The sequence below is a fragment of the Caballeronia sp. AZ10_KS36 genome, assembly GCF_023631105.1.
Taxonomy (GTDB): Bacteria; Pseudomonadota; Gammaproteobacteria; order Burkholderiales; family Burkholderiaceae; genus Caballeronia.
The window spans coordinates 193,331-219,604 of sequence record NZ_JALQDQ010000035.1 but is presented as its reverse complement, the minus strand read 5'-3'; the positions used below and the strand labels follow the sequence as shown (position 1 = coordinate 219,604).

At 64.7% G+C, this 26,274-nt stretch carries 21 protein-coding genes and 1 pseudogene; 13 read left to right on the top strand and 9 right to left on the bottom strand.

Translation table 11 applies throughout. The annotated features are described in order from the left end of the window. Positions 1-36 precede the first annotated feature (36 nt). Entirely contained in the window at positions 37-2,454 is a 2,418-nt protein-coding gene (locus NCR35_RS21605) for a two-partner secretion domain-containing protein (protein ID WP_250535944.1), read from the top strand. Between the two features lie 233 nt (positions 2,455-2,687). After that, positions 2,688-2,909, top strand: a complete 222-nt coding sequence (locus NCR35_RS21600) for a hypothetical protein (protein WP_250535943.1) — start codon at positions 2,688-2,690, stop codon at positions 2,907-2,909. Positions 2,910-2,934: 25 nt separating this feature from the next. Here NCR35_RS21600 and NCR35_RS21595 read toward each other — a convergent pair whose 3' ends face one another. Next, a complete protein-coding gene (locus NCR35_RS21595) occupies positions 2,935-3,876 on the bottom strand; it encodes a LysR family transcriptional regulator (RefSeq protein WP_250535942.1) in 942 nt (313 codons plus the stop codon). A 111-nt stretch (positions 3,877-3,987) separates the two neighbouring features. Here NCR35_RS21595 and NCR35_RS21590 point away from each other — a divergent pair, with 111 nt between their 5' ends. The 7 genes and pseudogenes from NCR35_RS21590 (at position 3,988) to NCR35_RS21560 (ending at position 11,319) form a co-directional block, all read left to right on the top strand. Then, positions 3,988-5,499 carry a CoA-acylating methylmalonate-semialdehyde dehydrogenase gene (locus NCR35_RS21590; protein ID WP_250535941.1) on the top strand — a complete coding sequence of 504 codons (1,512 nt, stop codon included), beginning with the start codon at positions 3,988-3,990 and terminating at the stop codon, positions 5,497-5,499. Between the two features lie 95 nt (positions 5,500-5,594). After that, on the top strand, positions 5,595-6,719 hold the full coding sequence (locus NCR35_RS21585) for an NAD(P)H-dependent flavin oxidoreductase (RefSeq protein WP_250535940.1): 1,125 nt from the start codon (positions 5,595-5,597) through the stop codon (positions 6,717-6,719). Between the two features lie 88 nt (positions 6,720-6,807). After that, on the top strand, positions 6,808-7,758 hold the full coding sequence (locus NCR35_RS21580; RefSeq protein WP_250535939.1) for a TauD/TfdA dioxygenase family protein: 951 nt from the start codon (positions 6,808-6,810) through the stop codon (positions 7,756-7,758). A gap of 35 nt (positions 7,759-7,793) precedes the next feature. Beyond that, entirely contained in the window at positions 7,794-8,870 is a 1,077-nt protein-coding gene (locus NCR35_RS21575; RefSeq protein WP_250535938.1) for an ABC transporter substrate-binding protein, read from the top strand. A 29-nt stretch (positions 8,871-8,899) separates the two neighbouring features. After that, positions 8,900-9,727: an ABC transporter permease gene (locus tag NCR35_RS21570; protein WP_250535937.1), complete on the top strand. Its 828-nt coding sequence runs from the start codon at positions 8,900-8,902 to the stop codon at positions 9,725-9,727. Positions 9,728-9,736: 9 nt separating this feature from the next. Continuing rightward, positions 9,737-10,539: pseudogene (locus tag NCR35_RS21565) on the top strand (ABC transporter permease). Between the two features lie 12 nt (positions 10,540-10,551). Continuing rightward, positions 10,552-11,319, top strand: coding sequence for an ABC transporter ATP-binding protein (locus NCR35_RS21560; RefSeq protein WP_250535936.1), 768 nt, complete (start codon positions 10,552-10,554; stop codon positions 11,317-11,319). Positions 11,320-11,321: 2 nt separating this feature from the next. Here NCR35_RS21560 and NCR35_RS21555 read toward each other — a convergent pair whose 3' ends face one another. The 6 genes from NCR35_RS21555 to NCR35_RS21530 all read right to left on the bottom strand — a co-directional run bounded on the left by NCR35_RS21555 (position 11,322) and on the right by NCR35_RS21530 (position 20,225). After that, complete coding sequence (locus NCR35_RS21555; protein WP_502801710.1) at positions 11,322-13,700, bottom strand: penicillin-binding protein 1A; 2,379 nt, start codon at positions 13,698-13,700, stop codon at positions 11,322-11,324. Positions 13,701-13,748: 48 nt separating this feature from the next. Then, positions 13,749-14,090: a zinc ribbon domain-containing protein YjdM gene (locus NCR35_RS21550; RefSeq protein WP_250535935.1), complete on the bottom strand. Its 342-nt coding sequence runs from the start codon at positions 14,088-14,090 to the stop codon at positions 13,749-13,751. Between the two features lie 84 nt (positions 14,091-14,174). Next, positions 14,175-15,959 (bottom strand): alpha,alpha-trehalase TreF, encoded by a 1,785-nt coding sequence (gene treF / locus NCR35_RS21545; protein WP_250535934.1) that lies wholly within the window; start codon positions 15,957-15,959, stop codon positions 14,175-14,177. An 88-nt stretch (positions 15,960-16,047) separates the two neighbouring features. Then, positions 16,048-17,520 (bottom strand): efflux transporter outer membrane subunit, encoded by a 1,473-nt coding sequence (locus NCR35_RS21540; RefSeq protein WP_250535933.1) that lies wholly within the window; start codon positions 17,518-17,520, stop codon positions 16,048-16,050. Positions 17,521-17,524: 4 nt separating this feature from the next. Next, complete coding sequence (locus NCR35_RS21535; protein ID WP_250535932.1) at positions 17,525-19,102, bottom strand: MDR family MFS transporter; 1,578 nt, start codon at positions 19,100-19,102, stop codon at positions 17,525-17,527. After that, on the bottom strand, positions 19,095-20,225 hold the full coding sequence (locus NCR35_RS21530; protein ID WP_250535931.1) for an HlyD family secretion protein: 1,131 nt from the start codon (positions 20,223-20,225) through the stop codon (positions 19,095-19,097). Before NCR35_RS21530 ends, NCR35_RS21535 begins: the two co-directional genes overlap by 8 nt. A gap of 168 nt (positions 20,226-20,393) precedes the next feature. Between NCR35_RS21530 and NCR35_RS21525 the strand changes: the two genes are divergently transcribed. The 4 genes from NCR35_RS21525 (at position 20,394) to NCR35_RS21510 (ending at position 24,588) form a co-directional block, all read left to right on the top strand. Beyond that, entirely contained in the window at positions 20,394-21,047 is a 654-nt protein-coding gene (locus NCR35_RS21525; RefSeq protein ID WP_250535930.1) for a TetR/AcrR family transcriptional regulator, read from the top strand. 220 nt (positions 21,048-21,267) lie between these two features. Beyond that, entirely contained in the window at positions 21,268-21,960 is a 693-nt protein-coding gene (locus tag NCR35_RS21520) for a GlcG/HbpS family heme-binding protein (protein WP_250535929.1), read from the top strand. Positions 21,961-22,256: 296 nt separating this feature from the next. Then, positions 22,257-23,222, top strand: coding sequence for a ketopantoate/pantoate/pantothenate transporter PanS (panS, locus tag NCR35_RS21515; RefSeq protein WP_250535928.1), 966 nt, complete (start codon positions 22,257-22,259; stop codon positions 23,220-23,222). Positions 23,223-23,355: 133 nt separating this feature from the next. Beyond that, positions 23,356-24,588, top strand: coding sequence for a multidrug effflux MFS transporter (locus NCR35_RS21510; RefSeq protein WP_250535927.1), 1,233 nt, complete (start codon positions 23,356-23,358; stop codon positions 24,586-24,588). A 30-nt stretch (positions 24,589-24,618) separates the two neighbouring features. Here the strand turns inward: NCR35_RS21510 and NCR35_RS21505 are convergent, their stop codons facing one another. Together NCR35_RS21505 and NCR35_RS21500 are read right to left on the bottom strand one after the other, a co-directional pair. Continuing rightward, positions 24,619-25,395, bottom strand: coding sequence for a MipA/OmpV family protein (locus NCR35_RS21505; protein ID WP_250535926.1), 777 nt, complete (start codon positions 25,393-25,395; stop codon positions 24,619-24,621). Then, positions 25,392-26,273: an alpha/beta hydrolase gene (locus NCR35_RS21500; RefSeq protein WP_250535925.1), complete on the bottom strand. Its 882-nt coding sequence runs from the start codon at positions 26,271-26,273 to the stop codon at positions 25,392-25,394. Before NCR35_RS21500 ends, NCR35_RS21505 begins: the two co-directional genes overlap by 4 nt. Position 26,274 lies beyond the last annotated feature (1 nt).

Here is a 26,274-nt window from a genome sequence, read left to right as displayed (position 1 = left end):
TCGTGTCCGAGAAATGACGCACTGCAGGAGGCCGCCATGCCGCGCAGTCTCGATTGTTATCAGCTTGCCGTTGAGCATCGCTTCGTAACGACTTGGCATCCGAAAGCGACGCGAGCCTTTGCGACCCCGCGCCCGCGACCGCTCCCGTTCGTTGGCTTGCAACTTCTCTTGTGCGTTTCGCTGGCGCACGCGTCGCCGCCGATGTTGCCGACGGGCGGGCACTTCGTCTCCGGTAGCGGAGCCATCGCCGGCGGCGGCCAATCGCTGACGATCAATCAGGCCTCCTCCCGTGGAATCGTCGAATGGTGCGAGTTCTCTATCGGCAGCGGCCGCACTGTCACCTTCCACAACGGCTCCGGGGCGACGCTCAACCGCGTTACGGGCGGCGATGCGTCCGTTATTCTCGGCCGTCTTAGCGCCACAGGAAGCGTCTATCTGATCAACCCGCAAGGCGTGATCATCGGCCCAGGCGGCGTCGTGACAACGGGCGGACGCTTCGTCGCATCCACGCTCAACGTCGACAATCGTGCATTCATGGGCGGAGGCTCGCTCACCTTTTCCGGCGGCGGCAACGGCGTAGTAGTGAACCTAGGGAAGATCGGTTCGTCGGGTGGCGACGTGATGCTTATCTCGCGGACCGCAGTGATCAATGCAGGCGATATCGATGCTGCCAAAGGATCCGCCGAACTCGCGGCAGGCACTCAGGTCCTGTTGCAGGATTCGGCCAGCAGCCGACAAGTGTTCGTGCAGGCCGGAAGTAAGGGCAAAGCGTTGAACGTGGGCGCCATTCGCGCTGCGCAGGTCAGCCTGCAGGCCGCCGACGGTAACGTCTACGCGCTGGCTGGCAACCGTTCGGCGATCCGAGCCACCGGCACGGCGACGCGCGATGGCCATGTATGGCTCGTCGCAGAAAAGGGTGCGGTGCAGGCAGACGGCGTCATCGAGGCCGCGAACGGCGGCGGCACCGTCGAGACGCGCGCGAACCAGCTGAATGTGGGCGGCGCGACAGTGACAGCCGGCACCTGGAAGCTCGACGCACCCGATCTCACTATCGACCGTGCGACCGCCAACGCGCTATCGCGCAGCCTGAGCAAAGGCACTTCCGTCGATGCACAAGCCAACGGCACGAACGCGGCAACAGGCGACCTGTCGGTCAAGGGCAATGTGAACTGGACGGGCAACGCATCGCTCGCGCTGCGTGCAGTGCATAACGTGACGATTGCGTCGAACGCGATCATCAGTAATGCGGGCGCGGGTAACCTCACGTTGCGCGCCGATGCGACTGGCGTCGATAACGCAAGCACTGTGATCAACCATGGGACGGTCGACTGGTCTAACAGCAGGGGGATCGTCAGTACTCTTTATGATATGAACGCTACCTATTCGCCCGGCAAGGTCATATCGAATCCCAAGTGGAGCGCGGAACCATACAGCGGGCTTGCCACGCAAGTTACTGCATACAAGCTGGTCAACACGCTCGAAGATCTCCGCAGAGTTTCGCAGAATCTCGCCGGTGACTATGCACTGGGTAAGGACATCGATGCGAGCGCAACCAGGTTTCCGAACTACTTCAGACCCATTGGGCCAACGGAGAACTCGCCCTTTACCGGCCAGTTCGATGGCTTCGGGCATTCTATAACCCGTCTTACCGTGGGCGGTGCAAACACTCCCCAGCCGCAGCCCGATTACGTGGGTCTGTTCGGTATGATTGGTCCGACTGGCATCGTGCGAAATCTGAATGTGGCTGCATCGATATCTGCAGAAACGGGCAACGCTTTTGGAATTATCGCCGGGAGAAACGATGGCACTATTGCCTATGCGAAAACTTCGGGCGGTTCAGGGGGCGGTAGTTTCGGAAATGCCGGCAACGGAGGAATAGCTGGCGTGAACAATGGGTTGATCGAACGATCCTCCAGTAGCGCGGACATTGGCTATGGTGGCGGGTTGGTCGGCTGGAATAGGCTCACAGGCACGGTGGTTCAATCATTCGCTAGCGGAACTACGAGTGGAGGCAATCATGGCATCCCTGGAGGTCTTGCAACAGCAAACGATGGCGTTATCAAACAGTCCTATGCTACCGGCGTGGTTGCAGCTTTTGGTTACGGAGGCGGCATCGTCTCATCTAATGGCCCTACAGGAGTCGTTGAAGAATCCTTTGCGACAGGCTGGGTAGCAAGTCCTCCCGGGCTGCTGGATGAACGCCTCGGCGGTATTGCCGCAGTCAACCAAGGCAAGATAAGCAACAACGTGTATTGGGACAAGGAGACGACAACCCGAACGTCTGCGACGGGATTCAACACAGGCTCCGCTCCGCCCAATACCAACGGGCTCACCACCGCCCAGATGAGCACTCCAGCAAGTTTCGCCGGATGGAACTTCGGTGCGGGTGGCGTCTGGGCCATGCCTGCGGGAGCAAAACATCCGATCTTGCAGTGGCAGGCGGCGCCTGATTGACGCTTCTCGTTGCACGGTGAAGCCTATCGCGAACGCTCCGGCGGAAGTCTGCTCGCTCGCGCCGTGCGCAATCCGTCCGATTATTAACTGGGGTTTGCCGTCGTTGTGGCGCGTATGCTCGGTCCCTATACTTCAAAACATGGACACGAGTTGCGGGACGCATGGCGTTTCGTCAGCTTGCGGTCGTCATTCGTCACGGCACCGCGTGCCGAACCATAGCCGACGCCCTCACTATGAACGATCTCGCCTGGGGCCTGTTCTTTTTGTTGTCCTCACTATCGGCGGTTGCGTTGCTTTCCTGCACGATCGCGACGTATCTCGACCTCTGGCAGCTTCACGACGACCGGCTCGATGACGACGGACCGCGCTTTCGCGTCTTACGCTCGACGTGGTTCTTCTATACGAGCGCCTGCGCGTGCCTGACGTCGGTGGGATGCCTGCTCTATGTGACGTGATCCACGAAACGCCGCAGCGAAGGCCTCAAAGCGGAAAGCCGCCCGCGAAAGCCTCGCGCAGATAGCCGATGAAAAGCGCGACGGCGCGCGGCACATGCGTCGCATAGGGCCGAACCACATAGAGCTGATCCGCGAACGCGCCCACGGGCCGCCAGTCCGGCAGCAGCACGACGAGCTTGCCCGCCTGCACCGCGGCCTGCGCCGTGAAGTCGGGCAATAGCGCGATGCCGAGATCGTCGAGCGCCGCATCGCGCAGCAACTCGCTGTTGTTCGCGGAGAATGCGCCGTTGATCGCGAGCGTGAACGGTCCCGCCGTAGTCTTGCGCGCCCCCTTGCGCACGAACGACCAGATGCTCGCGGCTTGCGTGCGCGGATAGTACAGACAGTCGTGCACGGCGAGATCGGCGGGCGTGGCGGGCGTGCCGCGCCGCCGCAAATAGGCGCGCGTCGCGACGATCACCGAATGCGTATCGCACAGCTTCCACGCGACATGCGTTTCCGGCGCCTGCGCGCTATGACGAATGGCGAGATCGAAGCCTTCGGTCGCAATCGACGTCAGCCGGTCCGACGCCTCCAGTTGCACGCGCACTTCCGGATGCGCATGCAGAAAGCCCGCGAGCTTCGGCACGATCTGCTGCCGCGCCAGGGCCACCGGCGCCGTCATACGAATGAGCCCGCGCGCCACGCCCGCCATCTCGCGCACGCTCGAAAAGCTCGTCGCGATCTGCGCGTACTGCGCGCGCGTGTCGTCGACGAGCCGGCGGCCCGCTTCCGTAAAGCGCACGCTGCGCGTCGTGCGCGTGACGAGCGGCACGCCCGCCGCACGCTCCAGTTCCGCGATGCGCTGGCTCATCGCCGCCTTGCTCACGCCGAGCCGCGCGGCCGCCGCCGTATAGCTGCCTTGTTCGGCGAGCACCGTCAGCCAGTGCAGATGCGTCCAGAGCGCTTCGATCTTTTGCTCGTCCATGCGCGGATTGTTTGCCATAGTGAACAACGAGTTCAATCATAGCGCCTTTGCACGGCTCGATTCGCTTCCTACACTTGTCGTATTGCCGAAACGTTCGAGACAGGAGACGAAATGCAAGCCTTCAACGATACCGCCGATGTCGTCCACTACATCCACGGCGAGCGAGTGAGCGGATCGGGCGCGCGCTCGCAGCCCATCTTCAACCCCGCGACCGGCGAGCGGCCGCGCAAGCTCGTGCTGGGCGAAGCGGCGGACGTCGAAGCGGCGGTGCAAAGCGCGAAGGCGGCGTTTCCCGCGTGGCGCGACACGCCGCCCATCCGCCGTGCGCGCATCATGCAGCGCTTTCTCGAACTGATGAATCAGCACCGCGACGAACTCGCCGCGATCATCACGGCCGAGCACGGCAAAGTGTTCACGGATGCGCAGGGCGAGGTGACGCGCGGTATCGAAGTGATCGAATTCGCGTGCGGCATCCCGCAACTGCTAAAAGGCGATTTCACCGAACAAGTCTCCACGGGCATGGACAACTGGACGCTGCGTCAGCCGCTCGGCATCGTCGCGGGCATCACGCCGTTCAATTTTCCGTGCATGGTCCCGTGCTGGATGTTCCCGGTCGCCATTGCAACGGGCAACGCGTTCATTCTGAAGCCGAGCGAGCGCGATCCGTCCGCGTCGCTTTTCATGGCGATTCTGCTGAAGAAAGCCGGCCTGCCCGACGGTATCTTCAACGTCGTTCAGGGCGATAAAGTCGTCGTGGATGCGCTGCTCGAACATCCGGACGTTCGCGCAATCAGCTTCGTCGGCTCGACGCCTATCGCGAACTACATCTACGAAACGGGCGCGAAGCACGGCAAGCGCGTGCAGGCGCTCGGCGGCGCGAAGAATCACATGGTCGTGATGCCGGATGCGGATATCGATCAGGCCGTCGATGCGCTGATCGGCGCGGCGTACGGCTCCGCAGGCGAACGTTGCATGGCGATTTCGGTTGCCGTGCTGGTGGGCGATGTCGCCGACAAGATCGTGCCGCGCCTCGCCGAACGCGCCCGTCAGCTCATCGTGAAGAATGGCATGGAGCTGGACGCCGAAATGGGCCCGATCGTCACGCGCGCCGCGCTCGAACGCATCGAGGGCTATATCGCGATGGGCGTGGACGAAGGCGCGCAACTCGTCGTCGACGGACGCGGCCTGAAAGTGCCGGGCCACGAAGACGGCTTCTTCACGGGCGGCACGCTGTTCGACCACGTGAAGCCGGAAATGCGCATCTACAAGGAAGAGATCTTCGGGCCGGTGCTCGCGTGCGTGCGCGCGAAGGACTTCAGCGAAGCGGTGGATCTCGTCAACGCGCACGAGTTCGGCAACGGCGTCGCATGCTATACGCGCGATGGACACATTGCCCGCGAATTCGGCCGACGCATCGAAGTGGGCATGGTGGGCATCAACGTGCCGATTCCTGTGCCGATGGCATGGCACGGCTTCGGCGGCTGGAAGCGTTCGCTCTTCGGCGACACGCATGCTTACGGCGAAGAGGGCGTGCGCTTCTATACGAAGCAGAAGTCGATCATGCAGCGTTGGCCCGAAAGCACGGAGAAGGGCGCGGAATTCGTGATGCCGACCGCGAAGTAATATAGAAGTGCATGAACCTGGCGCCCGCTGACTTCTCGGATTCAGCGGGCGTTGTGCGTTTTGCGTGCCGGTTGACCGCGTGAGAGGACATTCGAATGACTCAGCAGAACAGACCCAACACCCTGATGCCGCTCCTCGGCATCACGAAGCCGATCATTCAGGCGCCGATGGCAGGCGTCAGCACGCCCGCGCTCGCGGCGGCCGTATCGAATGCGGGCGGGCTCGGCTCGCTCGGCGTCGGCGCGATGAACGCGGAAGGCGCGCGCAACGTGATCCGCGAAACGCGCGCGCTGACCGACAAGCCGTTCAACATCAACGTGTTCTGCCATCGTCCGGCGCAAGCGAACGAGGCCGTCGAGAAAGCATGGATCGACTGGCTTGCGCCGCTTTTCGCGCAATACGACGCGAAACCGCCGCAAAAGCTCGCCGAAATCTATACGAGCTTCGTCGTCGACGATGCCATGCTGAAGGTCTTCGTCGAAGAGAAGCCTGCCATCGTGAGTTTTCATTTCGGACTGCCATCTAATGACGCGATAAACGCGTTGCGCAAGGCCGGCATTACGCTGATGGCTGCCGCCACCAATCTGCGCGAAGCGGAACAGGTGGCCGCCGCGGGCATGGATGCGATCATCGCGCAGGGCGTCGAAGCGGGCGGGCATCGCGGCGTCTTCGACACCGAAGCCGACGACGATCGTATCGGAACGTTCGCGCTCACGCGCCTGATCGCCCGCAAGTTCGACGTGCCCGTGATCGCGGCGGGCGGCATCATGGATGGCGCGGGCATCGCGGCGGCGCTCGCGCTCGGCGCGCAGGCGGCGCAAATGGGCACGGCCTTCGTGCCTTGCACGGAGACGTCGATCGACGCGGGTTTTCGCCGCGCCATTCTGAGCGACGCCGCGACTCGCACGACGTTCACCGCAGCGATCTCGGGCCGCGTCGCGCGTGGCCTCGTCAACAAGTTCACGGAGCTGGGCCGCAGCGCGGGCGCGCCGACGCATCCGGATTATCCGATCACCTACGACGCCGGCAAGGCACTGCACGCGGCGGCCAAGGCGAAGGGCGAGTTCGGCTACGGCGCGCAGTGGGCGGGGCAGGCGGCGGCGCTCGCGCGCGAGATGCCGGCTGCGGAATTAATGGCGCGATTGAGCGCCGAACTGGAGGAGAGCATCGGCGAGCTTCAGCAATACGCACATGCTTTGCGCATGACATCGACGCTGTAAAGCTAAGTCGAAACGCTTCGTTGGTCAGGCGGTGGCGAGATGCTTCAATGTTTTCTCCCAGCCGACACCAGGATCAACGGAGCCCACGATGTCCGATACCGTCTCGCTCGCCAACGAATCTTCCAGCGACGCCGCACGCCAGCCCGCCACGTCACACGAGCCGTTTCAGGTCCGCCCGATAGGCGGGCGCATCGGTGCCGAAGTGCGTGGCGTGACGCTCTCGGCGGATCTCGACGATGCCGCCATCGGCGTCATCAACGCGGCGCTGCTTCGACATAAAGTGCTGTTCTTTCGCGGCCAGTCGCATCTGGACGACGCCGCGCAGGAAGCCTTCGCCGCCCGCTTCGGCGAGACGGTCGCGCATCCGACGGTGCCCTCGCTTGCGGGCAGCAGCCGCCTGCTTGAACTGGACTCTAAGCACGGCGCGCGCGCGAATTCATGGCATACGGACGTCACTTTCGTCGATGCCTATCCGAAGATTTCGATTCTTCGCGGCGTGGTGATTCCGCCTGCGGGCGGCGACACGGTCTGGGCCAACACGGCCGCCGCATACGAACACTTGCCGCAAGCGTTGCGCGAACTCGCCGACGGCTTGTGGGCGCTGCATACAAACGCTTACGACTACGCCGCCGCGCGCAATACGCCCGACACCGAAGCGGACCGCGAGTACCGCCAGCAGTTCACCTCCACGCTGTACGAGACGGAGCATCCGGTGGTGCGCGTGCATCCGGAGACGGGCGAGCGCACGCTCGTTCTCGGCCACTTCGTGCAGCGGTTCATCGGCTTGTCGCAGCGGGATTCCGACCGGCTGCTCGCGATCTTTCACGATCACGTCACGCGTCTGGAGAACACGGTGCGCTGGCGCTGGACGCAGGGCGACGTCGCGATCTGGGACAACCGCGCGACGCAGCACTATGCGGTGAACGATTACGGCGACGCGCATCGCGTAGTGCGCCGCGCGACCGTGCATGGCGATGTGCCTGTCGGCATCGACGGACGCACGAGCCGCATCGTCAAGCGCGAGACGCGCACGCACTGATCTTTGCCGACGCCCTTCACTCTAGCGATCAAGCGATGAAATCGAGCAGACTCTCTGTCCTCATCACACGCAGTCTCGCCGCGTGGTTCGGCGCGGCATTGTTGTGCGCCGCGCATGCGGCGCAGCCCGACGTGGTGCGCATCGGCGTCGCGCAGCAAGGCATGGGCGATCCCCCGACGTTCGGCGGATCGCCTGCCGCGACCGCGCAATTGCAGCATCGCGTGGAAGATGCGTTGAAGCCCGAGCACATCAATGTCCAATGGCTCTTCTTCAAAGGCGCGGGACCTGCCGTGAACGAGGCGCTTGCGAACAAGCAGGTCGACTTCGCGTATCAGGGCGATTTGCCCTCGGTGCTCGGACGCGCCAACGGACTCAAGACGCATTTGCTACTCGCGTCGAACGTGCGCACCGGCGTTTATCTCGCGGTGCCGCCGGATTCCGACATCAAAGGCGTGAAGGACCTGAAGGGAAAGCGCGTCGGAATATTTCGGGGTACGAATTTACAGCTCGTAGCGGACAACGTGCTCAAGGAGAATGGACTCAGCGAGCGCGACTTGCGCGTCATCAACCTCGATACGGCAGCGGCGCAAGCGGCGCTCGCATCGAAGGGCGTGGATGCGGTGTTCCTCGACTATTCGCTGTTCAAGTTGCAGCGTCAGGGCCTGGCGAAAATCGTCTATGCGTCGCGCAATGACGGCTTGCAGTTGACGCGCCAGGCGCACCTGCTCGTGCTAGAAGACTTCGAGCACGCGCATCCGGATACGGTGCAGAAAGTGGTGACGGCGGTCGTGCAGGCGGCGCAATGGTCGTCGGACGAAGCGAACCGCAACGCGCTCTTCGCGCTGTGGGCGAAAAGCGGCGTGCCGGTCGAATCATGGCAGGCCGAGTATGCGAACCAGCCGATGAAGGAACGCATGTCGCCGCTCATCGATCCGTTTCTGGTCGCGCGCTATCAGGCTGTCGCCGACGACGCGCTGCGCCTCAATCTGATCCGCCAGCCCGTCAGCGTCAACGGCTGGTTCGAGCCGAAGTATCTGGACGAGGCCATCAAGTCGCTGAAGCTCGATGGCTACTGGCCGCGCTTCGATGCGTCCGGCAAGCCGCAGGCGTGACGCGCTCAATCTTCACGGAGAACAGGCTCATGGCGAACACACTGTCCCGAGCGTTGCCAACGGCTGCGCGCGCCCGCTCTCGCGTGTTCAGCGCGCAGACGCTGCGCGCGGCCGGATGGACCGCGCTTCCCTGGCTTCTGCCCGTTGTCTGCGCGGTGTTGTGGGTGCTCGGCGCGCGCTTCGGATGGATTTCCGCGCAAGTCTTGCCGGCGCCCGCGCTCGTTTTCGAAACGCTCGGCGCGCTCGCCAGAAGCGGCGAGTTATGGACACATCTGGCCGCGAGCCTCTCGCGGGTGGCGGTCGGCTTCATCGGCGGCGTCGCGCTCGGCGTCGCGCTGGGTGCGGCGCTCGGTCTGTCGCGCTCGCTCGAAGCGTACGTGCTGCCGAGCTTCAATGCGATCGTGCAGGTGCCCGTGCTCGGATGGCTGCCGTTTCTGATGATCGTCGTCGGCATCGGCGAGCCGTTGAAGTATCTGCTGATCGGCCATGCCGCGCTCGTGCCGGTCACGCTGAGCACGCTTCAGGGCTTTCGCAATACGCCGCCCGCGCTGCGCGAAGTCGCGTCCGTGTATCGCTATTCGCGCTGGCAGACCATTCTTCACGTCACGCTGCCCGCCGCCATTCCGATGATCGGCACCGGCGTGCGCCTCGCGTTCACGAAGGCGTGGCTCACGCTGGTCGTCGTGGAACTGGTCGCGTCGTCGGAAGGGCTCGGGTATCTGATCGTGTACGGCCGCCAGCTTTTCCAGCTCGATCTCGTGTTGGCGTCGGTGCTGATCGTGGGCGCGATCGGTTTCATCGCGGATCGCTCGCTCGGCGCGGTGGAACGCAGGCTGAATCGCGCGAACGCGGGTTAAGGAGCCGACATGTCCACACTCGAACTCGAAGCCGGAACGCCCGATCAACCACGTACCGCCGGTCCGCAGCGCTGGCGCGGCGTCGTGCTACCGCTCGCGGCGCTCGCGCTCTGGTGGCTCGTGTCGCGTCACGCGCAGCCCGGCCACGGCGTGATGGTCTCGCCTTTGCAAGTGCTTCATGTCGCGCTGGAACAGGCCAAAAGCGGCGCGCTCGCGCGTGCATTGTCGGCATCGCTCGCGCGGGAATTGACGGGCTTTCTGATCGGCACCACGCTCGGCCTCGCGTTGGGCGCGCTGCTCGGCATCTCGCGGCTCGCGCATCGCGCCATTGCGCCGAGCTTCGACACGTTCAAGCAGGTGTCGCTGTTCGCGTGGATTCCGCTCATCTCCGTGTGGTTCGGACTCGGCGATGTCGCGAAGGTCGTCTTCCTCTCGCTTGCCGCGCTGGTGCCGGTCGTCGTGCATACGAGCGACGGCATTCGCGCCGTGCCGCCGCAATGGACCGAGGTCGCGCGCACGTTCGGCTATGGCAAGCTGCAAATGCTCGCGCATGTGGTGTTGCCCGCCGCGTTGCCGTCCGTCTTCACCGGTATTTACCTCGCGCTCATCTACTCGTGGCTCGCCACGCTCGGCGCGGAGTATCTGCTGGTCGCGGGCAGCGGCATCGGCAATACGCTCGTGGACGGCAGCGAGCAGTTTCGGATGGATCTCGTTCTGTTCGGCGTGGTTTCGTCGGAATAACGGGTTGGGCGCTCAATGCGCTCGCCCGCGCGATACAGCGGCGATGGTTCGATGCATCGCGCTATGTTTGAGGAGAACAACGAATGGAAGCGATAGCAGCGCAGGACGGCAGCCTCGCCTTGCGGCACGTGAGCAAGCGTTTCGCGGGCGACGACAGCGCGCCCGTGCTCGAACGCATCGATCTGAACGTGCAGAGCGGCGAGTTCGTGAGCATCGTAGGCGCGAGCGGATGCGGGAAGTCGACGCTCTTGCGGCTCGTCGCGGGCCTGGACAGTGCGTTCGAAGGCGAGATCGACTTCGACGGAGCGCGCGTGGTGTCGACGGATCTTTCACGCGGCATCGTGTTTCAGGATCACCGGCTGTTTCCGTGGCTCAATGTGGAACAGAACGTGGCGGTGGCGCTGCGCAACGCGCGCTTGTCGAAGAGCGAGAAGGCGAGGGCGGTGGCCGAGCACATCGCGCTCGTCGGGCTGCGCGGCTATGAGCGGCACTATCCGCATCAACTGTCGGGCGGCATGGCGCAGCGCGTGGCGATTGCGCGCGGCCTCGTCAATCGGCCGCGCCTGTTGCTGCTCGACGAACCGTTCGGCGCGCTCGATGCGCTCACGCGTGCGCGCATGCAGGACGAACTGCAACGCATCTGGGCCGCCGAGCGGATCACGATGGTGCTCGTCACGCACGATGTCGAGGAAGCGGTGTTCCTCGCGGATCGCGTCGTGGTGATGCAGGCGCGGCCGGGACGCATCGCCGACATCGTCGATGTGGACGTGCCGCGTCCGCGCGTGCGCACCGATGCACGGCTCGCGCGGCTTAAGGACGATATCGTCGCGGGGTTCTTCTCGGAAGCCTGAGATTACGGCTCCGTGGCGGAAGCCGCCGCAGGCGTGTCGCTCGCGGTCACGGCAGGCGATGCGGGCAAAAGCGGTGGTACTGCGGGAAGGATCGGCGGCTGCGGCGGCTGCGGCGGCTCTTCCGTCACTTCGGCCACCGGTTGCGCAGGCGCGCGCTTGACACGCACCGGCTTCTGCACCGCCGTCTGCGCGGGTTTCTTCGCGAACGTCTCGTCGATCCATCCGCGCAGCCGCGTGACGAAAGTCTGCCACGCGCTCGGCGGCGCCTGCGTGTCGAAGCGCGCGCGCGAGTCGATCAGCCGCGAGCGCAACGCGCGCTGCACGAAGTCGCCGACCATCGGCAACGCGCTGTGCGCGCCCTGTCCCCAGTAGTCGCTGCGCAGCGTCACGCGGCTGTCGTTGAAGCCGACCCACGCGCCCGCCACCAGTTGCGGATGCATCAGAATGAACCAGCCGTCCGCGTTGTCCTGCGTCGTGCCCGTCTTGCCCGCGACATCGCCGCGAATGCCGAAGCGCGTGCGAATGGCCGTGCCTGTGCCGCGATTCACCACATCGCGCATCACGTCGACGAGCTTGTGCGTCGCGTCGATCGACAGCGCCCGCTCCGGCGTGCTTTCGAACTGCGCGAGCACGTCGCCCTTGCGGTTCTCGATGCGCGTGACGAGCAGCGGCTCCATGTAATTGCCATTGTCGGCGATGGTGCCGTACGCCGAGACCATCTCCTTGAGCGTCACCGGGCTCGTGCCGAGCGCAAGCGACGGCACCACGTCGAGATGACTGTCGCGCACGCCCATGTCCCGCGCGAGGCGTGCGACGCGCGCCGGGCCGACCGACTGCATCAGTTGCGCGGTGATGCGGTTCTTCGAGAACGCGATGCCGTCGCGCAGACTCACCGGACGGCCGCTCGGCGGCGCTTCGTCGGTGGGATGCCAGGTCTCGTTGCCCCTCACCGGAATGGTCACGTCCTGATCGATGAACGTATCCGTCGGCAGCGCGCCGCGCTCGAACGCCGCGCCATAGACGAAGGGCTTGAACGTGGAGCCCGGCTGACGCCGCGCCTGTTGCACGTGATCGAACGGGTCCTGCGCGAAGTCGCGGCTGCCGACCCACGCCTTGATTTGCCCGTTGCGCGGATCGAGCGCGAGGAATGCGGCCTGCACGCGCGTCTTGTTCTCGCAGACGTTTCGCATGAACGCGCGATCCGCCATCAAATGCTCGATGGTGTCCGCGTCGGTCGCGCCGGCATCGCGGGCGGCGCGGTATTCGCTCGTCTCGCGCACGAACGCGCGCGCCAGATCGGCGTCCGCGTTCGCGCAGCCGCCGTGTCCGTTCCACGCGGCGTTGGCGATCGACTGCAACTGATTGCCCTGCCACGTGAGCGCCTGCGTGGCCATCGCCTGAAGGCGCGAGTCGATGGTCGTGCGCACGACGAGCCCGTCCGAATAGATATTGAAGTCGTTGTCGTCGGCCCACGCGATCAGCCACTTGCGCAACTGCTGCGCGAAATGCGGCGCGCGTCCCGGCTCTTCGGTCTGCCGCTCGAAGTCGATGCGCAGCGGCCGTTTCGCGAGGGCGTCGAGCCTGGCGGGCGGAAGATGCCCGAAGCGCACCATCTGCCCGAGCACGATATTGCGCCGGTCGAGCGCGCGCTCGGGATTGATCACTGGGTTGTAGTAGCTGTTGCCCTTGAGCATGCCGATGAGCGTCGCGCTTTCGAGCACGTCGAGCTGACCTGCGGACTTGCCGAAGTACGTGCGCGCGGCCATTTCGATGCCGTACGCGTTGTAGAGAAACGGCACCGTGTTCAGATACGTTTCGAGGATCTCGTCCTTCGAATAAACGGCTTCGATTTTGAACGCGGTAATCGCTTCCTTGAGCTTGCGCGTGAGCGTCTGCGAGCGGCCGATTTCATCGGGATACAGATTGCGCGCGAGTTGCTGCGTGAGCGTCGATCCGCCCTGGCGATCGCCCGAGAACGTGTGCAGCCCCGCCGACGCCGTGCGCCGCCAGTCGATGCCGTGATGCGAGTAGAAGCGCCGGTCTTCGGTGGAAATGAGCGCGTCGATGACGTACGGCGAGACGTGCTTCACGCTCACCCACTCGCGATGCGTCGGCTTGAATTCGGCAAGCAGCTTGCCGTCGGCGGAAACAATCTGCGCGGGCTGATCGACCTTGGCCTTGCGGATATCGCTGATGCCGGGCGTGAACGGAATCAGCACGAGCACGTACAAGACGAAGAGCGCCGGCAGCAGAAGCAGCGTGCGCGGCCGGACGTGCGGACGCAGGCGGGCCGCGAGACGGGCGAGCATCGCGCGGGCGATGGCTTTGATTTCAGACGCAGTCAAGACGAAACGACGGGGCGGGGCGTGGAAAAGACGCATCGTAACGCATCTTTACAATGTGCTTGCCGCTCGTTTGCCTTTGAACGCTCAGGCTTTGCGCACGAACTCCGATTTCAGGCTCATCGCGCCGAAGCCGTCGATCTTGCAGTCGATATCGTGGTCGCTATCCACGAGGCGGATGTTCTTGACCTTCGTGCCCATCTTGATGACGCCGCCCGAGCCCTTCAGCTTCAGGTCCTTGATGACCGTGACGGTGTCGCCGTCGTTGAGCACGTTGCCCGCCGAATCGCGATAGACCTTCGCGGGTGCTTGCGCGGTGCTGTCCGCGTTCGCGGTCCATTCGTGCGCGCACTCCGGGCAGACGTACGCGCCGCCGTCCTCATACGTGAATTCGGAATGGCAGTGCGGGCAAGGGGGAAGTACGTTCATCGGTTGTCCTTCGGGCCGTGCGCGGCGCAAAAGCGCGTGAGTATAGCGCCGCGCACGGTCCCGACTTCCTAAGGTCCCGTGCGCTTATTCCCCGCTCGGCGTCGGCGCCAGCCGATGCGTATTCTTCGACGCCTTCGCCGCCGATGCCGCCGCGTCCGCGACGCCCGCCGCGCCCGAAGGGACATCGACCGGACGCGTGGTCGCGCCCGCCGCCGACGGATACATGACCATCAACGTGCGCAGCACGCCGTTGGTCCAGCCGAAGCCGTCCTGCAACGGATACTCGCCGCCGCCCGCCGCGGTCGATCCTGCTTTCGCGTCCACATCGTATTTCTCGACGAGCTTGCCGGTGTGCTGGTAATACGCGACGTTCGTCTGAATCCAGCGCTCCGCGATTTGGCGCGCGAGCGCGGACTCGCCATAGCGGCGCAAGCCCATGATCGCGAGATATTGCAGCGGCGCCCAGCCGTTCGGCTCGTCCCATTGCTGGCCGGACCGCACGGTCGTTGTGGCGAGGCCGCCCACGCGCAGCAACTTCGCGCGAATCGTCGATGCCACCGCGCCCGCCTGCGCTTTGGTCGCGATGCCCGCGTACAGCGGATACACCGTCGCGGCGCTCAGGCGATGCGTGAGCGCGTGCGCGACGAAATCGTAATCGCCGAACGCGTGCAGTTGCGGGTCCCAGAGATGGCTGCGGATCGCCTGCGCCCGCGCGTTCGCGCGTTGCTCGAAGTCTTCGGCCTGCGCGGCATCGCCCTTCACGCGATACGCGCGCGCCAGCGTGCGTTCGAGATCGTAGAGCAGCGCGTTCAGATCGACCGGCGCGAGCGACGTGACTTCGATCGTCGCGAGCGACTTGCCGTCCGAGAACCAGCGCGAACTGAAGTCCCAGCCGGTTTCGCCGCCCGCGCGCAGATTGCGCCACAGGTCTTCGGCATTGCGTTGCGTCATCTGTTTCGCCGTTTCCACGTCTTCACGATACGACTCGTCGCGCGGCGTGGCACGGTCGTCCCAATAGCGGTTCAGGAGCGTGCCGTCAGACAGGCGCACGACATGCCGATACGCCTCGCCCGGCGCGACCTTGTTCTCGCCGTCCATCCAGTACGCATATTCGCGCGCGAGTTCCGGCAGATAGCGCAGATACGCGCTGTCGCCGTCGGTTTCCGCCGCGAGCTGAACCATCTGCGCGAAGAAGGGCGGCTGCGAGCGGCTCAGATAGTAGCTGCGGTTGCCGTTCGGAATATGCCCGTATCGGTCGATGAGCGTCGCGAAGTTATCGAGTTCATTTTTCATCAACTCGCGCTGCCCGCTTTGCCGCAGCCCGAGCATGATGAAGTACGAATCCCAGTAGTAGATTTCGTCGAAGCGGTCGCCCGGCACGACATACGCGTACGGCAGCGGCAACAGCGATGACCACGGGCTCGCGTTCGCGTCCGGATTGCGGCGCAGAACGGTCCAGAGCGTGTCGATATGCTGCGTCACGCTCTCGTTCGGGTCGGACGCGTAGCCCTTGGTTTCCCGCTGCGGCAGCGTGAAGTGCGAGCCGACAAAGCGCGCGAGATCGAACGGCTGCGTCCGGTTCGCATAGTCGATCATGACCTGCTGCGGCGACACGTTCGGCGTCATGTCGGCGAAGGTCTTGCTATCGGGATAGACGTGCGCGAGTTGCACCTCGCGATACAACTCGCCGTACAGTTCCGATGGCGGAAGGGGCGACGAGGCGGGCGCGCTCGCCGCCACGGCTGGCCTTTCCGTTTGCGGCGCGGTCTGCGCTTGCGTGGCTGTCGTAAAAGCGGCGGCGCTCGCCGCGATCAGCAATGCGCGTGTAAGCGTGTTGAGGCGTGTGGCAGGGTGTTTCGCTCGATACATTCGATTCTCCGCGTGATGCCGGAAGCACAGGGTTCAAGACCGAACCGCTGCCGCAAGATGCATTCCGCAGAGCAATCGAATGCGTTGGTCATGAAGCCGAATCCGACGCTTGCTGCCAGCCGAGGCCGAGACTCTTTTGCAGCGACACGAAGTCTTTCAGCAACTCGGCGCGCGCCGCGACCACGTCCTGTTGCGCGGCGAACTCGGTGCGCTGTGCGTCGAGCAAGTCGATGAGCGTGGAAACGCCCGCCGTGTACCGCTGACGCACGAGCGTAGCCGACCGCTCGGACGACGCCTGCACTTCCTGAAGCCGCACGACATGCTCGCGCTGATTGCCATAGCGTGAAAGCGCCGAATTCGCGTCCTTCAGCGCCGCGAGCACGGTTTTGCCGTAACGGGCCTCGGCTTCATCACGCGATGCCTTCGCTGCATCGACGCTCGCCGCCGTGCGGCCGAAGTCGAGCACGTTCCATTGCAGATACGGCACGCCCAGCCACGAGAAGTTCTCCTTGCGAATGAGATGCCCCGGTTCTGCCGCCGAGAATCCGATATCGCCGAGCAGCGAGACCTTCGGAAAATAATCCGCGATATGCTCGCCGATCTGCGCGTTGCTCGATGCGAGACGCCGCTCCGCCGCGCGAATGTCCGGGCGCTGCTGCAACATCGTCGCGGGATCGCCGATTGGAACCGACGCGGGCAGCGCCGGCAGCGGCGCGGGCTGCGCGAGTTCGGCATCGAGCGCGCCGGGCGCGCGGCCCGTCAGCACCGCGAGTTGATCCAGCGAATCGGTGATCTGCACTTGCAGCGGCACGAGCGTCGCGCGCGTCGTATTGACCTGCGTGTTCAGGCGCTCGACATCCACTTGAGCCGCCGTGCCGCGTTCGCGCCGCTGCTCGGTCAACGTGAGCATCTGCTGCTGGTCAGCGGCGGTGCGCTGCGCGAGCGCGAGCCGCTCCTGCTCGTCGCGCAAGTCGATATAAGCGGACGCGACCTCGGCGGCCAGCGACACTTGCGTATCGGCGAGATCGGCCTGCACGGCTTCCGCTTCGCCGAATGCCGCTTCGATCGCGCGGCGCGTGCCGCCGAAGAGGTCGATCTCCCACGATGCATCGAAGCCGACGGTGTAGAAGTCGAGCGGGCCACGGCCGCCCGAGCCTTCCGATCCGCCGAGGATCGCGGTGTCAGGCGAGCGCATGCGCAACGCCGCCGCGGACGCCGATGCCTTCGGCAATGCGTTCGCGCGTTCCCCGCGCAATTGCGAGCGCGCCTGGCGCAAACGCGCCTGCGCGATCTTCACGTCGAGGTTGCCGGCGAGCGCGGCGTCGATCAACGCGTCGAGTTGCGGGTCGTTGAGCGAGCGCCACCATGCGGCCGGCGCGTGCGTGGCGAGCACGCCCTGCGACGGCGCGCGAACGAACGCGCCGCTTTGCACCGATTGCGCGGCGACCTCGGGCGCGCCGCGATAGTCGGGTCCGACGGTGCATGCCGCGAGCGCGAGCGCCGCGAGCGGCAGCAGGCGCGTGAAACCAGAAGGAGAACGGGACATCGTGTGAGGATTCATTGCTTCAGTGTCCGGCGGACGGCGCTTCGCCGGGTTTGAACGACGGCGTTTTCAGCAACATCGCGAGCGGCAGACAGGCGAGCAGCGCGATGGCGAGCACATAAAACGTTTCGGAGTACGTCATGACGACGGCTTGCTGGCCGATCTGCATCGAGAGTTGCCCGAGCGCCTGCAACTTCGCGTGGGCCATGTCGCCGGTCTGCGCGAAGAAGCTCGCCGCGCTGGCGGCCATGCGCTCCTGGCCGATGACCGAATTCGCCGTTATCGATTCGCGGATGGCCGCGCTATGGAAGTCGTTGCGCCGGTCGATCACCGTGCCGAGAATCGCGAGCCCGACCGAGCCGCCGAGATTGCGCGCCATGTTGTAGAGTCCGGCCGCATCGCCCGATTCTTCGCGCGACACCGCGGCCATCGACGCCTGATTCAGCGGCATCATCGCGAGCATCTGGCCGATGCCGCGCAGAATCTGCGACCAGAAGAAGTCGTGGCCCACGCTCTGCGCGGTCAGCGAAATGTCCAGCAGGCAGCTTCCGGCGAAGCAGAGGAGACCGGCGATCACGAGCACGCGCGAGTCCATCTTGCCGAGCAGGCGCGGCAACACGGGCATGATGAGAAACGCGGGCACGCCGGAAATCAGCATGATGGAGCCCGATTGCAGCGCGTTGTAACCCGCCACGATGCTCAGGAACTGCGGCAGCAGAAAAGACACGCAATAGAGCCCGGCGCCGACAGCGAAGACGATCAGAATGACGCTCGCGTAGCGCGGATTGCGCAACAGCGAGAGCCGCACGATCGGGCGCTTTGCAATGACCTGCGACACGGCGATCAACACCATGCCGAACGCGGCGACGCACGAGAGCAACACGATTTCGCTCGATTCGAACCACTGATTGCGCTGGCCTTCTTCGAGCACGACCGTGAGCGAACTGAGGCCGATAGCGAGACCTGCAATGCCGATCCAGTCGGCCTTGAAGAACGCGTCCCACTGGGACTTCTCGGAGGGCAAGCCGGAAAGCAGGAGCGCAACCAGCGCGACGCCCACCGGCAAGTTGAGAAAGAAGCACCACGACCACGAGATGTTCTCCGCGAGCCAGCCGCCGACCACCGGCCCCATGAGCGGCCCGAGCAGCACGATCAGGCCGAAGATGGTCATGCCCACCGGCATCTGCTCGCGCGGCAGCCGCGTGCGGATGATGGTCTGCGCGGTGGGAATCATCGCGCCGCCGGTGAAGCCCTGACCGATGCGGCCGGCCACCATCATCGGCAGCGAATGCGAAAGCCCGCACATGGCCGAGAAGAGCGTGAACAGCACCGCGTTGCCGAGCAGGAAATTGCGTAGCCCGAAGACGCGCGTGAGCCACGCGGCGAGCGGGATCATCACGATTTCCGACATCAGATAGCCGGTGGAGATCCACGTGCCTTCTGTGCCGGTCGCGCCGATTTCGCCTTGAATCTGCGGCAGCGCGGAGTTCGTGATGGAGATGTCGAGCGTGGCCATCAGCGCGCCGAGCGCGCCGGCGGTCACGGCGATCCAGTCCGTGGCGGTGGCGCGTGCCGGCGCGTTCGCGCTGGCCTCAGTCATGGCGATTCTCGGCTGCGATGCGCTTGCTGTCATCGGTGGCCGACTTCGTGTCGACGTCGACGGTCACGGACAGCCCCGGCAGCAGGACCTGGCGCGTTTGCGGTCCCGTGTCGATGCGAATGCGCACCGGCACGCGCTGCACGATCTTCGTGAAGTTGCCCGTGGCATTCTCCGGCGGCAACAGCGCGAACTGCGCGCCGGTGCCGGGCGAGAAGCTCTCGACGACGCCGTGCAGCTCGGTGCCCTTCAGCGCATCGACATGCAGCGTCGCCGGCTGGCCGACGCGCATGCGGCCCACCTGCGTTTCCTTGAAGTTCGCTTCGAGATACACGCTCTGCACCGGCACGACAGTCATCAGACGCGTGCCCGGCTGCACGTATTGGCCGACGCGCACGGTGCGGTCGCCGACGCGCCCGGCGAGCGGGCTATACAGCGTGGTGTCGTTGAGATCGAGCTTCGACTGGTTCATCTGCGCCTCTGCGGCTTCCATCTGCGCGCGGGCCTGCACGATCTGCGCTTCGGTCGCGCCGATTTGCGTGGCCGCCGCGCGCGCCGCAGCAAGATTCGCGGCGAGCGTGGCGCGGGCCTGATCGCGCGTGCTCACCAGACTCGCGAGCCGCTCCTCGGTTTCCGCCCCGGTGGCGACGAGCGGCCGATAACGGCGCACGTCGTCTTCGGCATGCGCGAGGCTCACGCGCGATACCTCGGCTTGCGCCTTCGCCTGGTCGGCATTGGCGTGCTGCTGCTTGAGTTCGGCCTCGGCGCGCTGGATGTCGGCGGCGCGCGCATCGAGCGTGGCCTTGGCCTGATCGAGCGACGCCTGATACTGGCGCGTATCGAGCCGCGCGAGCGGTGCGCCCGCCGCGACCGCCTGATTGTCGGCGACGAGCACGTCGGTCACGTAACCGGCTACCTTCGGCGCGATGGTCACGCTGTCTGCCTGAAGATACGCGTCGTCCGTGCTCTCGATAAAGCGGCCGACCGTCCACCAGCGCAGCCCCCAGATCAGGCCCGCGACAATGGCGATGATGCCGACGATGAGCAACAGCACGCGTCGCCGCGACGATTTGCGTTGGGTCGACTCGTTCGATTCGCCGCCCTGTGCAGGCGCTGTAACTGCCATGATTTCTCCAACTTCGATAAGACCGCGCTGCAAGGCGGCCGTAATGAAACTGCATCCGATGGCGCGGCCGTGACATTCGTGCGGCACGCTCGCCAAACTAGACGGCATCGTCTAGTATGCATGATTGTAGACGCATGCGTCTAGTTTCGTTCGACAATTGGAGACCCGATGACGAAGCCACAGGATCACGACCCGCATGCGCCTGAACGCGCCAGCAGCGCGCGTTCGCCATTGCAGGCGCGCGGGCGCGCGCGCATCGAATCGGTGCTCGACGCGACGGCCGATCTGATCGTGGAAAAAGGTCTCGCCGGCGTGACCATGCATGGCGTGGCACGCAGCGCGCAGACGCCGATCGGCTCGATGTATCACTTCTTTCCGGACCGCGAGAGTCTGTTGAGCGCGCTCTGGGACCGTCACAAGGCAGCGATGGGCGAGATCGACGACGCGCTCGATAAGATCGATACCGAGACGTGGCGCACGTTGTCGTCGGAGGCGGTGATCGACCGCATCATGACGCCCTACATCACGTATCTGGAGCAGCACCCGGACTGCCTCATCCTCATGTCCGTCATGCCGCACGACGACAAGACCAAGCGCGAGTCCGGCACGCTGCGCAAGGTGATCGACGTGCGCATGGCGAGCGTGAAGCCCGCCGAGCGCGCGCTGTACGTCGACATGTTGCGCGCGCTCGCGAGCGGCGCGCTCGCCATCAAGCTGCGTCCCGCGATGGGCGACGTGCAACTCGCAAAGCGTTATCTGCGCGAGGTCAAGCGGGCGCTGGCGGCCTATCTCGCCGTGGTGGAAGCGTCGGTGTCGGGCTGACTTTCTTCCGATTACAGCGCGCTTTCGGCGAGCCGTGCGCCGGCAGCGCGCCCTTCTTCGTTCAGGGTTTACGACGAAGAAACAACGTTCGTTCTATTCACTAAGGCATCCTATCTTGTTAGGCAGCGATCGGTTTAGTGCTTCACTCGTGTAGGTAAATCGTGAATACGTCGGGAGAATCGCCATGCGCATGATCGCGTCTTACTCGTTGGCCGCCGCAATGTCCGTTGCACTCGTGTCGCCGCTCGCTCACGCGCACGGCAACGACGACTATCCGCAGGGACGCTGCACGCTTCCCCAAGGAACCGTCTCGCTGGTCGAGAATCAACTGGCCAAAGTCGTCAATCTGAGCGACGGCAACGGCGGCATCTTCAAACCGAACCGCATGTGGGCCGCGGTCGTGGATCGCGAAGGACACCTGTGTTCGGTCATCAAGACGGGCGACGCGTGGCCCGGCAGCCGCGCCATCGCGATCGCGAAGGCCTACACGGCGAACGGCTTCTCCAACGATGCGCTCGCGCTCTCCACGGCGAATCTTTACGCGGCCACGCAGCCGGGCGGCTCGCTCTACGGTCTGAACAACTCGAATCCATTCGATGCGCGCTTTCTTGAACAGGGCAGCGGCATCGGGCGCACGCTCGGCGGCGTGATCACCTTCGGCGGCGGCGTGGCGCTCTATGCGGGCGGAAAGGTAATCGGCGGTCTTGGCGTGAGCGGCGACAGCGCCTGCGCGGATCATGCGATTGCATACCGCATGCGCAAGCTCGCGGGAATCGGCAACGTGCCGCGCGGGCAGGGCCCAAACAACACCGACAACATCATCTATTCAACGGGCGCCTCGCCTATGGGATTCGAGCATCCCCATTGCTTTCCGACCGATCTGAGCGCCGCAGCCATCGAGTCGACGCGCTGAATCGGCATCGCCTGTCAGGGCGGTGCGCGAACTTCGGGCGGGCGCCGGTAAAATACGAGCCTTGCCCGCCAACTGACCGCGTCGCGCGTGACCCGCGCGGCGCGGCATCGTCAACGGGCATCCGCCCCACGAAGGCAAGCATTTGTCCCACGCGCGGTCCGCGACCCATGCCGCGCGCTTTGCTATCCGACGCCAGCAGACCGTATCGCCGTGACGCCTTCGGGCATCACGCGCCGGCTACTGCGCTCGACGTTCGCCCAGAACACACACGTCACGACATTCGAGGACCGCACCACATGCTTGCCCGCATTACCCGTCTTTTTCCGCTTTGGGCCGTACTTGCTTCGGTTGCCGCGTACTTCTCGCCGTCATCGGTCGTAGGCATCGCGCCGCATGTGACGACGCTGCTCACCATCATCATGCTGTCGATGGGCGTGACGCTTTCCATCGACGATTTCCGGCGCGTCTTCACGCGTCCCGCGCCGGTCGTGGCCGGCATCGTGCTGCACTATCTCGTGATGCCGCTCGCCGCCTGGGTCATCGCCAAGGCGCTGCGCATGCCGCCCGATCTCACCGCGGGCATGGTGCTCGTCGGCAGCGTCGCGAGCGGCACGGCGTCGAACGTGATGATCTATCTGGCGCGCGGCGACGTCGCGCTTTCGGTGACGATCAGCGCGCTCTCCACGCTCGTCGGCGTGTTCGCGACGCCGCTGCTCACGCGCCTTTATGTCGATGCGTCCATCGCCGTCGATGTCCACGGCATGCTCATGAGCATTTTGCAGATCGTCGCGCTGCCGATCATCGTCGGGCTGATCGTGAATCATCTCTTCGGCAAGCTGGTGCGCAAGATCGAGCCGGTGCTGCCGCTCGTGTCGATGGTGTCGATTCTGCTGATCATCGCGGCGGTCGTCGGCGGAACGCAGAAGAGCATTGCGTCGGTCGGCGTCGTCGTGGCGCTCGGCGTGGTGCTGCACAACGGCATCGGATTGCTCGGCGGCTACTGGGGCGGGCGTCTGCTCGGTTTCGACGAAGCCGTTTGCCGCACGCTGGCGATCGAAGTGGGCATGCAGAACTCGGGTCTCGCCGCGACGCTCGGCAAGCTCTACTTCACGCCGATTGCCGCGTTGCCCGGCGCGCTCTTCTCCGTGTGGCACAACCTGTCGGGCTCCATGCTCGCGGGCCACTGGGCGGGGCGTCCGGCGAAAGGATCGACTCGCGATGCGGAGGCGCAACGCGTCGCCGCTAACCGCAGCGGCGCATAGCGGACGTGGCGTCTTCGGCGGCATCGCGCGATGACAGGCAGAATACCCGCTGACGCCGCTTCTCGCTTCACTCCACCTGAACCGGCGGATGCCTCGTCATGGCATCCGCCCTATCGTCGCTTTCGTCGCTTTCATGAACCCTGCTCAACCGGACGGCACATTCGTCGCCGCGCGCCCGGCTAATTCGCCGCGCTTTCTGCTGTTCCTCGTGTGTCTGTTCGCATCGGCCGGGCAGCTTGCCATCGACATTTACGTGCCGGCGCTGCCCGCAATGGCGCGCTATTTCGCGACCTCGCCGCAGGCGATCCAGTCGAGCGTCTCGGGCTACATGGCGGCCTACGCGCTCGGCCAACTGACGCTCGGACCGGTGGCGGACGCATACGGCCGCAAGCGCGTGCTCGCGTTCGGGCTCGTGGTCTTCACGCTCGGCTGCCTGCTGTCGCTCGCCGCGACGAACCTCGAAACGTTTCTCATCGCGCGCTGCCTGCAAGGCTTCGGCATTGCGGCGACGAACCTGCTCGCCAAGGCCATCATCACCGATTCGTTCTCGGGCCATGCGTTGATGCACGCGTTCACGTATATGTCGATCGCGTGGGGGCTCGCGCCGATTGTCGCGCCCGTAATCGGCGCGCATCTGCAAACCGCTTTCGGCTGGAAGGCGTGCCTCGTCTTCCTGCTCATCTATTCGATCGTGATGTGGGCGCTCGTGTGGCGTTATCGCGAAACCTTGCGGCGGCCGGTGCGGCTCGAGCCGCGCACGCTGATGGCGAACGCGGGCAAGGTGCTCGCGAGTCCGGTGTTTCAGAGCTGCTTTCTCGCGCAGGGCCTGTGCTACAGCATTTTGCTCGTGTTCAATATCGTCGGACCGTTCATGGTGCAGAACACGCTGCACAAGCCGCCGACGTACTTCGGTTATCTCGCGCTCGGCATCGGCATGATGTACTTCTTCGGCGGTCTGTCGAACCGCGTGCATGGTCCGCGTCTGCCGAGCGCGGAAGCGCGGCTGCGCATCGGCTCATGGACGATGGCGGCTGCGTCGGCCGTCATGCTGCTGCTCGCGTTGACCGTCGGCCTTCGCGTATGGACGCTCGCTCTGCCCGTGCTCGTCATGGGCTTTTGCGCCGGCGCGATGTATCCGACGCTCATGGCGAAAGGCAATTCGCTGTTCCCGCACATCGCGGGGTTGACGAGCGCGATTCTGGGTTGCGCGCTCCTCCTGGTGTCGTCGGGGATGATGGGACTGGCGGGCTTCGTCTCGGTGCAGGTGTTGACGCCGCTCGCCGCGTTCTTCGTGCTGGTCGGGATGACCGTCGTATGGATGGTGGGCAAGCTGCTGCGGCATCTGGAAGCGCAAGGCAACGCCTAGTCTCGCGAGACTATCGCCCGCATCGCGGCATCAGAAGCGATATGAAACAGACGCCATGCCGTTGAGATCGAGACGGCGTTCGGTGATCGGACTGCCGCCGGCATATTTTTCGAGGCGTCCGATTTCGGCGGTCACGTCGGCGGACCAGTGAGCGTTCATCGTGTACGTGGCGTTCATGCCGAGGTGGATATCGCGCAAGCCGGAACGCGTCGCGTACTGAGGCAAGCCCGACGCGGCGCTTTCCTGCGCGCTGACGCCGAAAAACGTCCTCGTATAAGCTGCGTTCGCCCACGTCAGACCCGGCCCGACGGAGAGCAAGAGCTTGCCCAACGGAGCCGACATGTAGAGATCCGTCATCGCGGTGAGACCTTGTCCCGTTCCGGCGATGTCCTGATAGACGGCAGCCGCGCCGGTGAACGCCCACCACGTGTAGTCTGCAAAAAGCCGCAGCTTGGGGCCGTAGTGAACATCAGGCAGGCCCTTCAGCCGCTTGTCGTCCGAAGCGGATCGCGATTGAAAGTCGAAACTCAGCGACGCACCGACGTGATAGTTCTCGCCCTTCAACGCATTCACGCCGAGCACGTCCGGGCCTTGCGAGAAGATCCGTTCCTTCCACGATATGTCCTGAACCGGGAACGGCAGCACCTGCAATTTCGACGAGCCGGGATACTTCGGGAAGACATACAGGCCCGGCCCGATCGACACGTTCCAGTCACTGGCGGGCGGCGGCTCGTCGGCGTCCGCCGCGTGCGCACTAGCCGTTAGCACGAGGGCGAGGGCCGCGGCGACTGCAAACGTGCGATTCATGCTTTCCTCGCAACGGTCGCCAATTGCCGCAAACGGCGCGCGAGTGCGCGCGACACGACCGGCGTCGGCGCATGGTTCGATTCCGACGCCGCCGCGCTTTCGCGCAAGAAGAGCGCGCATTCCCGCGCGACGACTTCGCGCTCGTTATCCGATGTGATCATGTGATACGAATCGTCGAGCCAGATCGTGCGGAGGAACGACGCCCCGACGTTCTTGCCGACGAAGCGCGCGTTATGCGGGCTCGACGTCTCGTCGTCGATGGCGTGAATGATGAGGCAGTCCGTCGTGATGCCCTTGAGCTCCTTGCGTACCGCGTGAGCGAGGCGGCTCGCTTCGTGCAGCGCCGGCATGGCGATGGACGCGGGCCCGACTTCGCTGATTTCATTCTTCTGCATCGCGCGCGCGATCTTCGAGCGCAACGCCTCGTTGCGCAAGCCGTACGGCTCCTCTTCGCGATAGCGGTAACGCGAGCGCAACGGCGTGTAGTACAGATAGTCGAGCAGAAAGCGGTACCACGGTATCGCCCAGCCGTCGCAGTCGAGCGTGACCGACAGCAGCAACAAGGCGCGCGCGTCCGGGCGTCGTTGCGCGACGGCGGCTGCGAGCGTCGCGCCCATCGAAAGTCCGCATACGGAGACGTGGCGATAGCGAGCGGCGAGCGCGTCGAATTCCTGAACGGCCGCGTCGATCCACCGTTCCATCGTTTCGTGCCCGGTGCCCGCGCTGTATCCGCGCAATTCCGGCGTATGCGTCGCGAAGCCTTCATCGGCGAGAAAGCGCGCGAGGAAACGCAGTTCGAGCGGCGAACTGGAAAGGCCGTGCAAAAGCAGAACGGCGTGATCGTGGCCGTGTGCCGGCGAAAACTCGGGCGTCTTCATG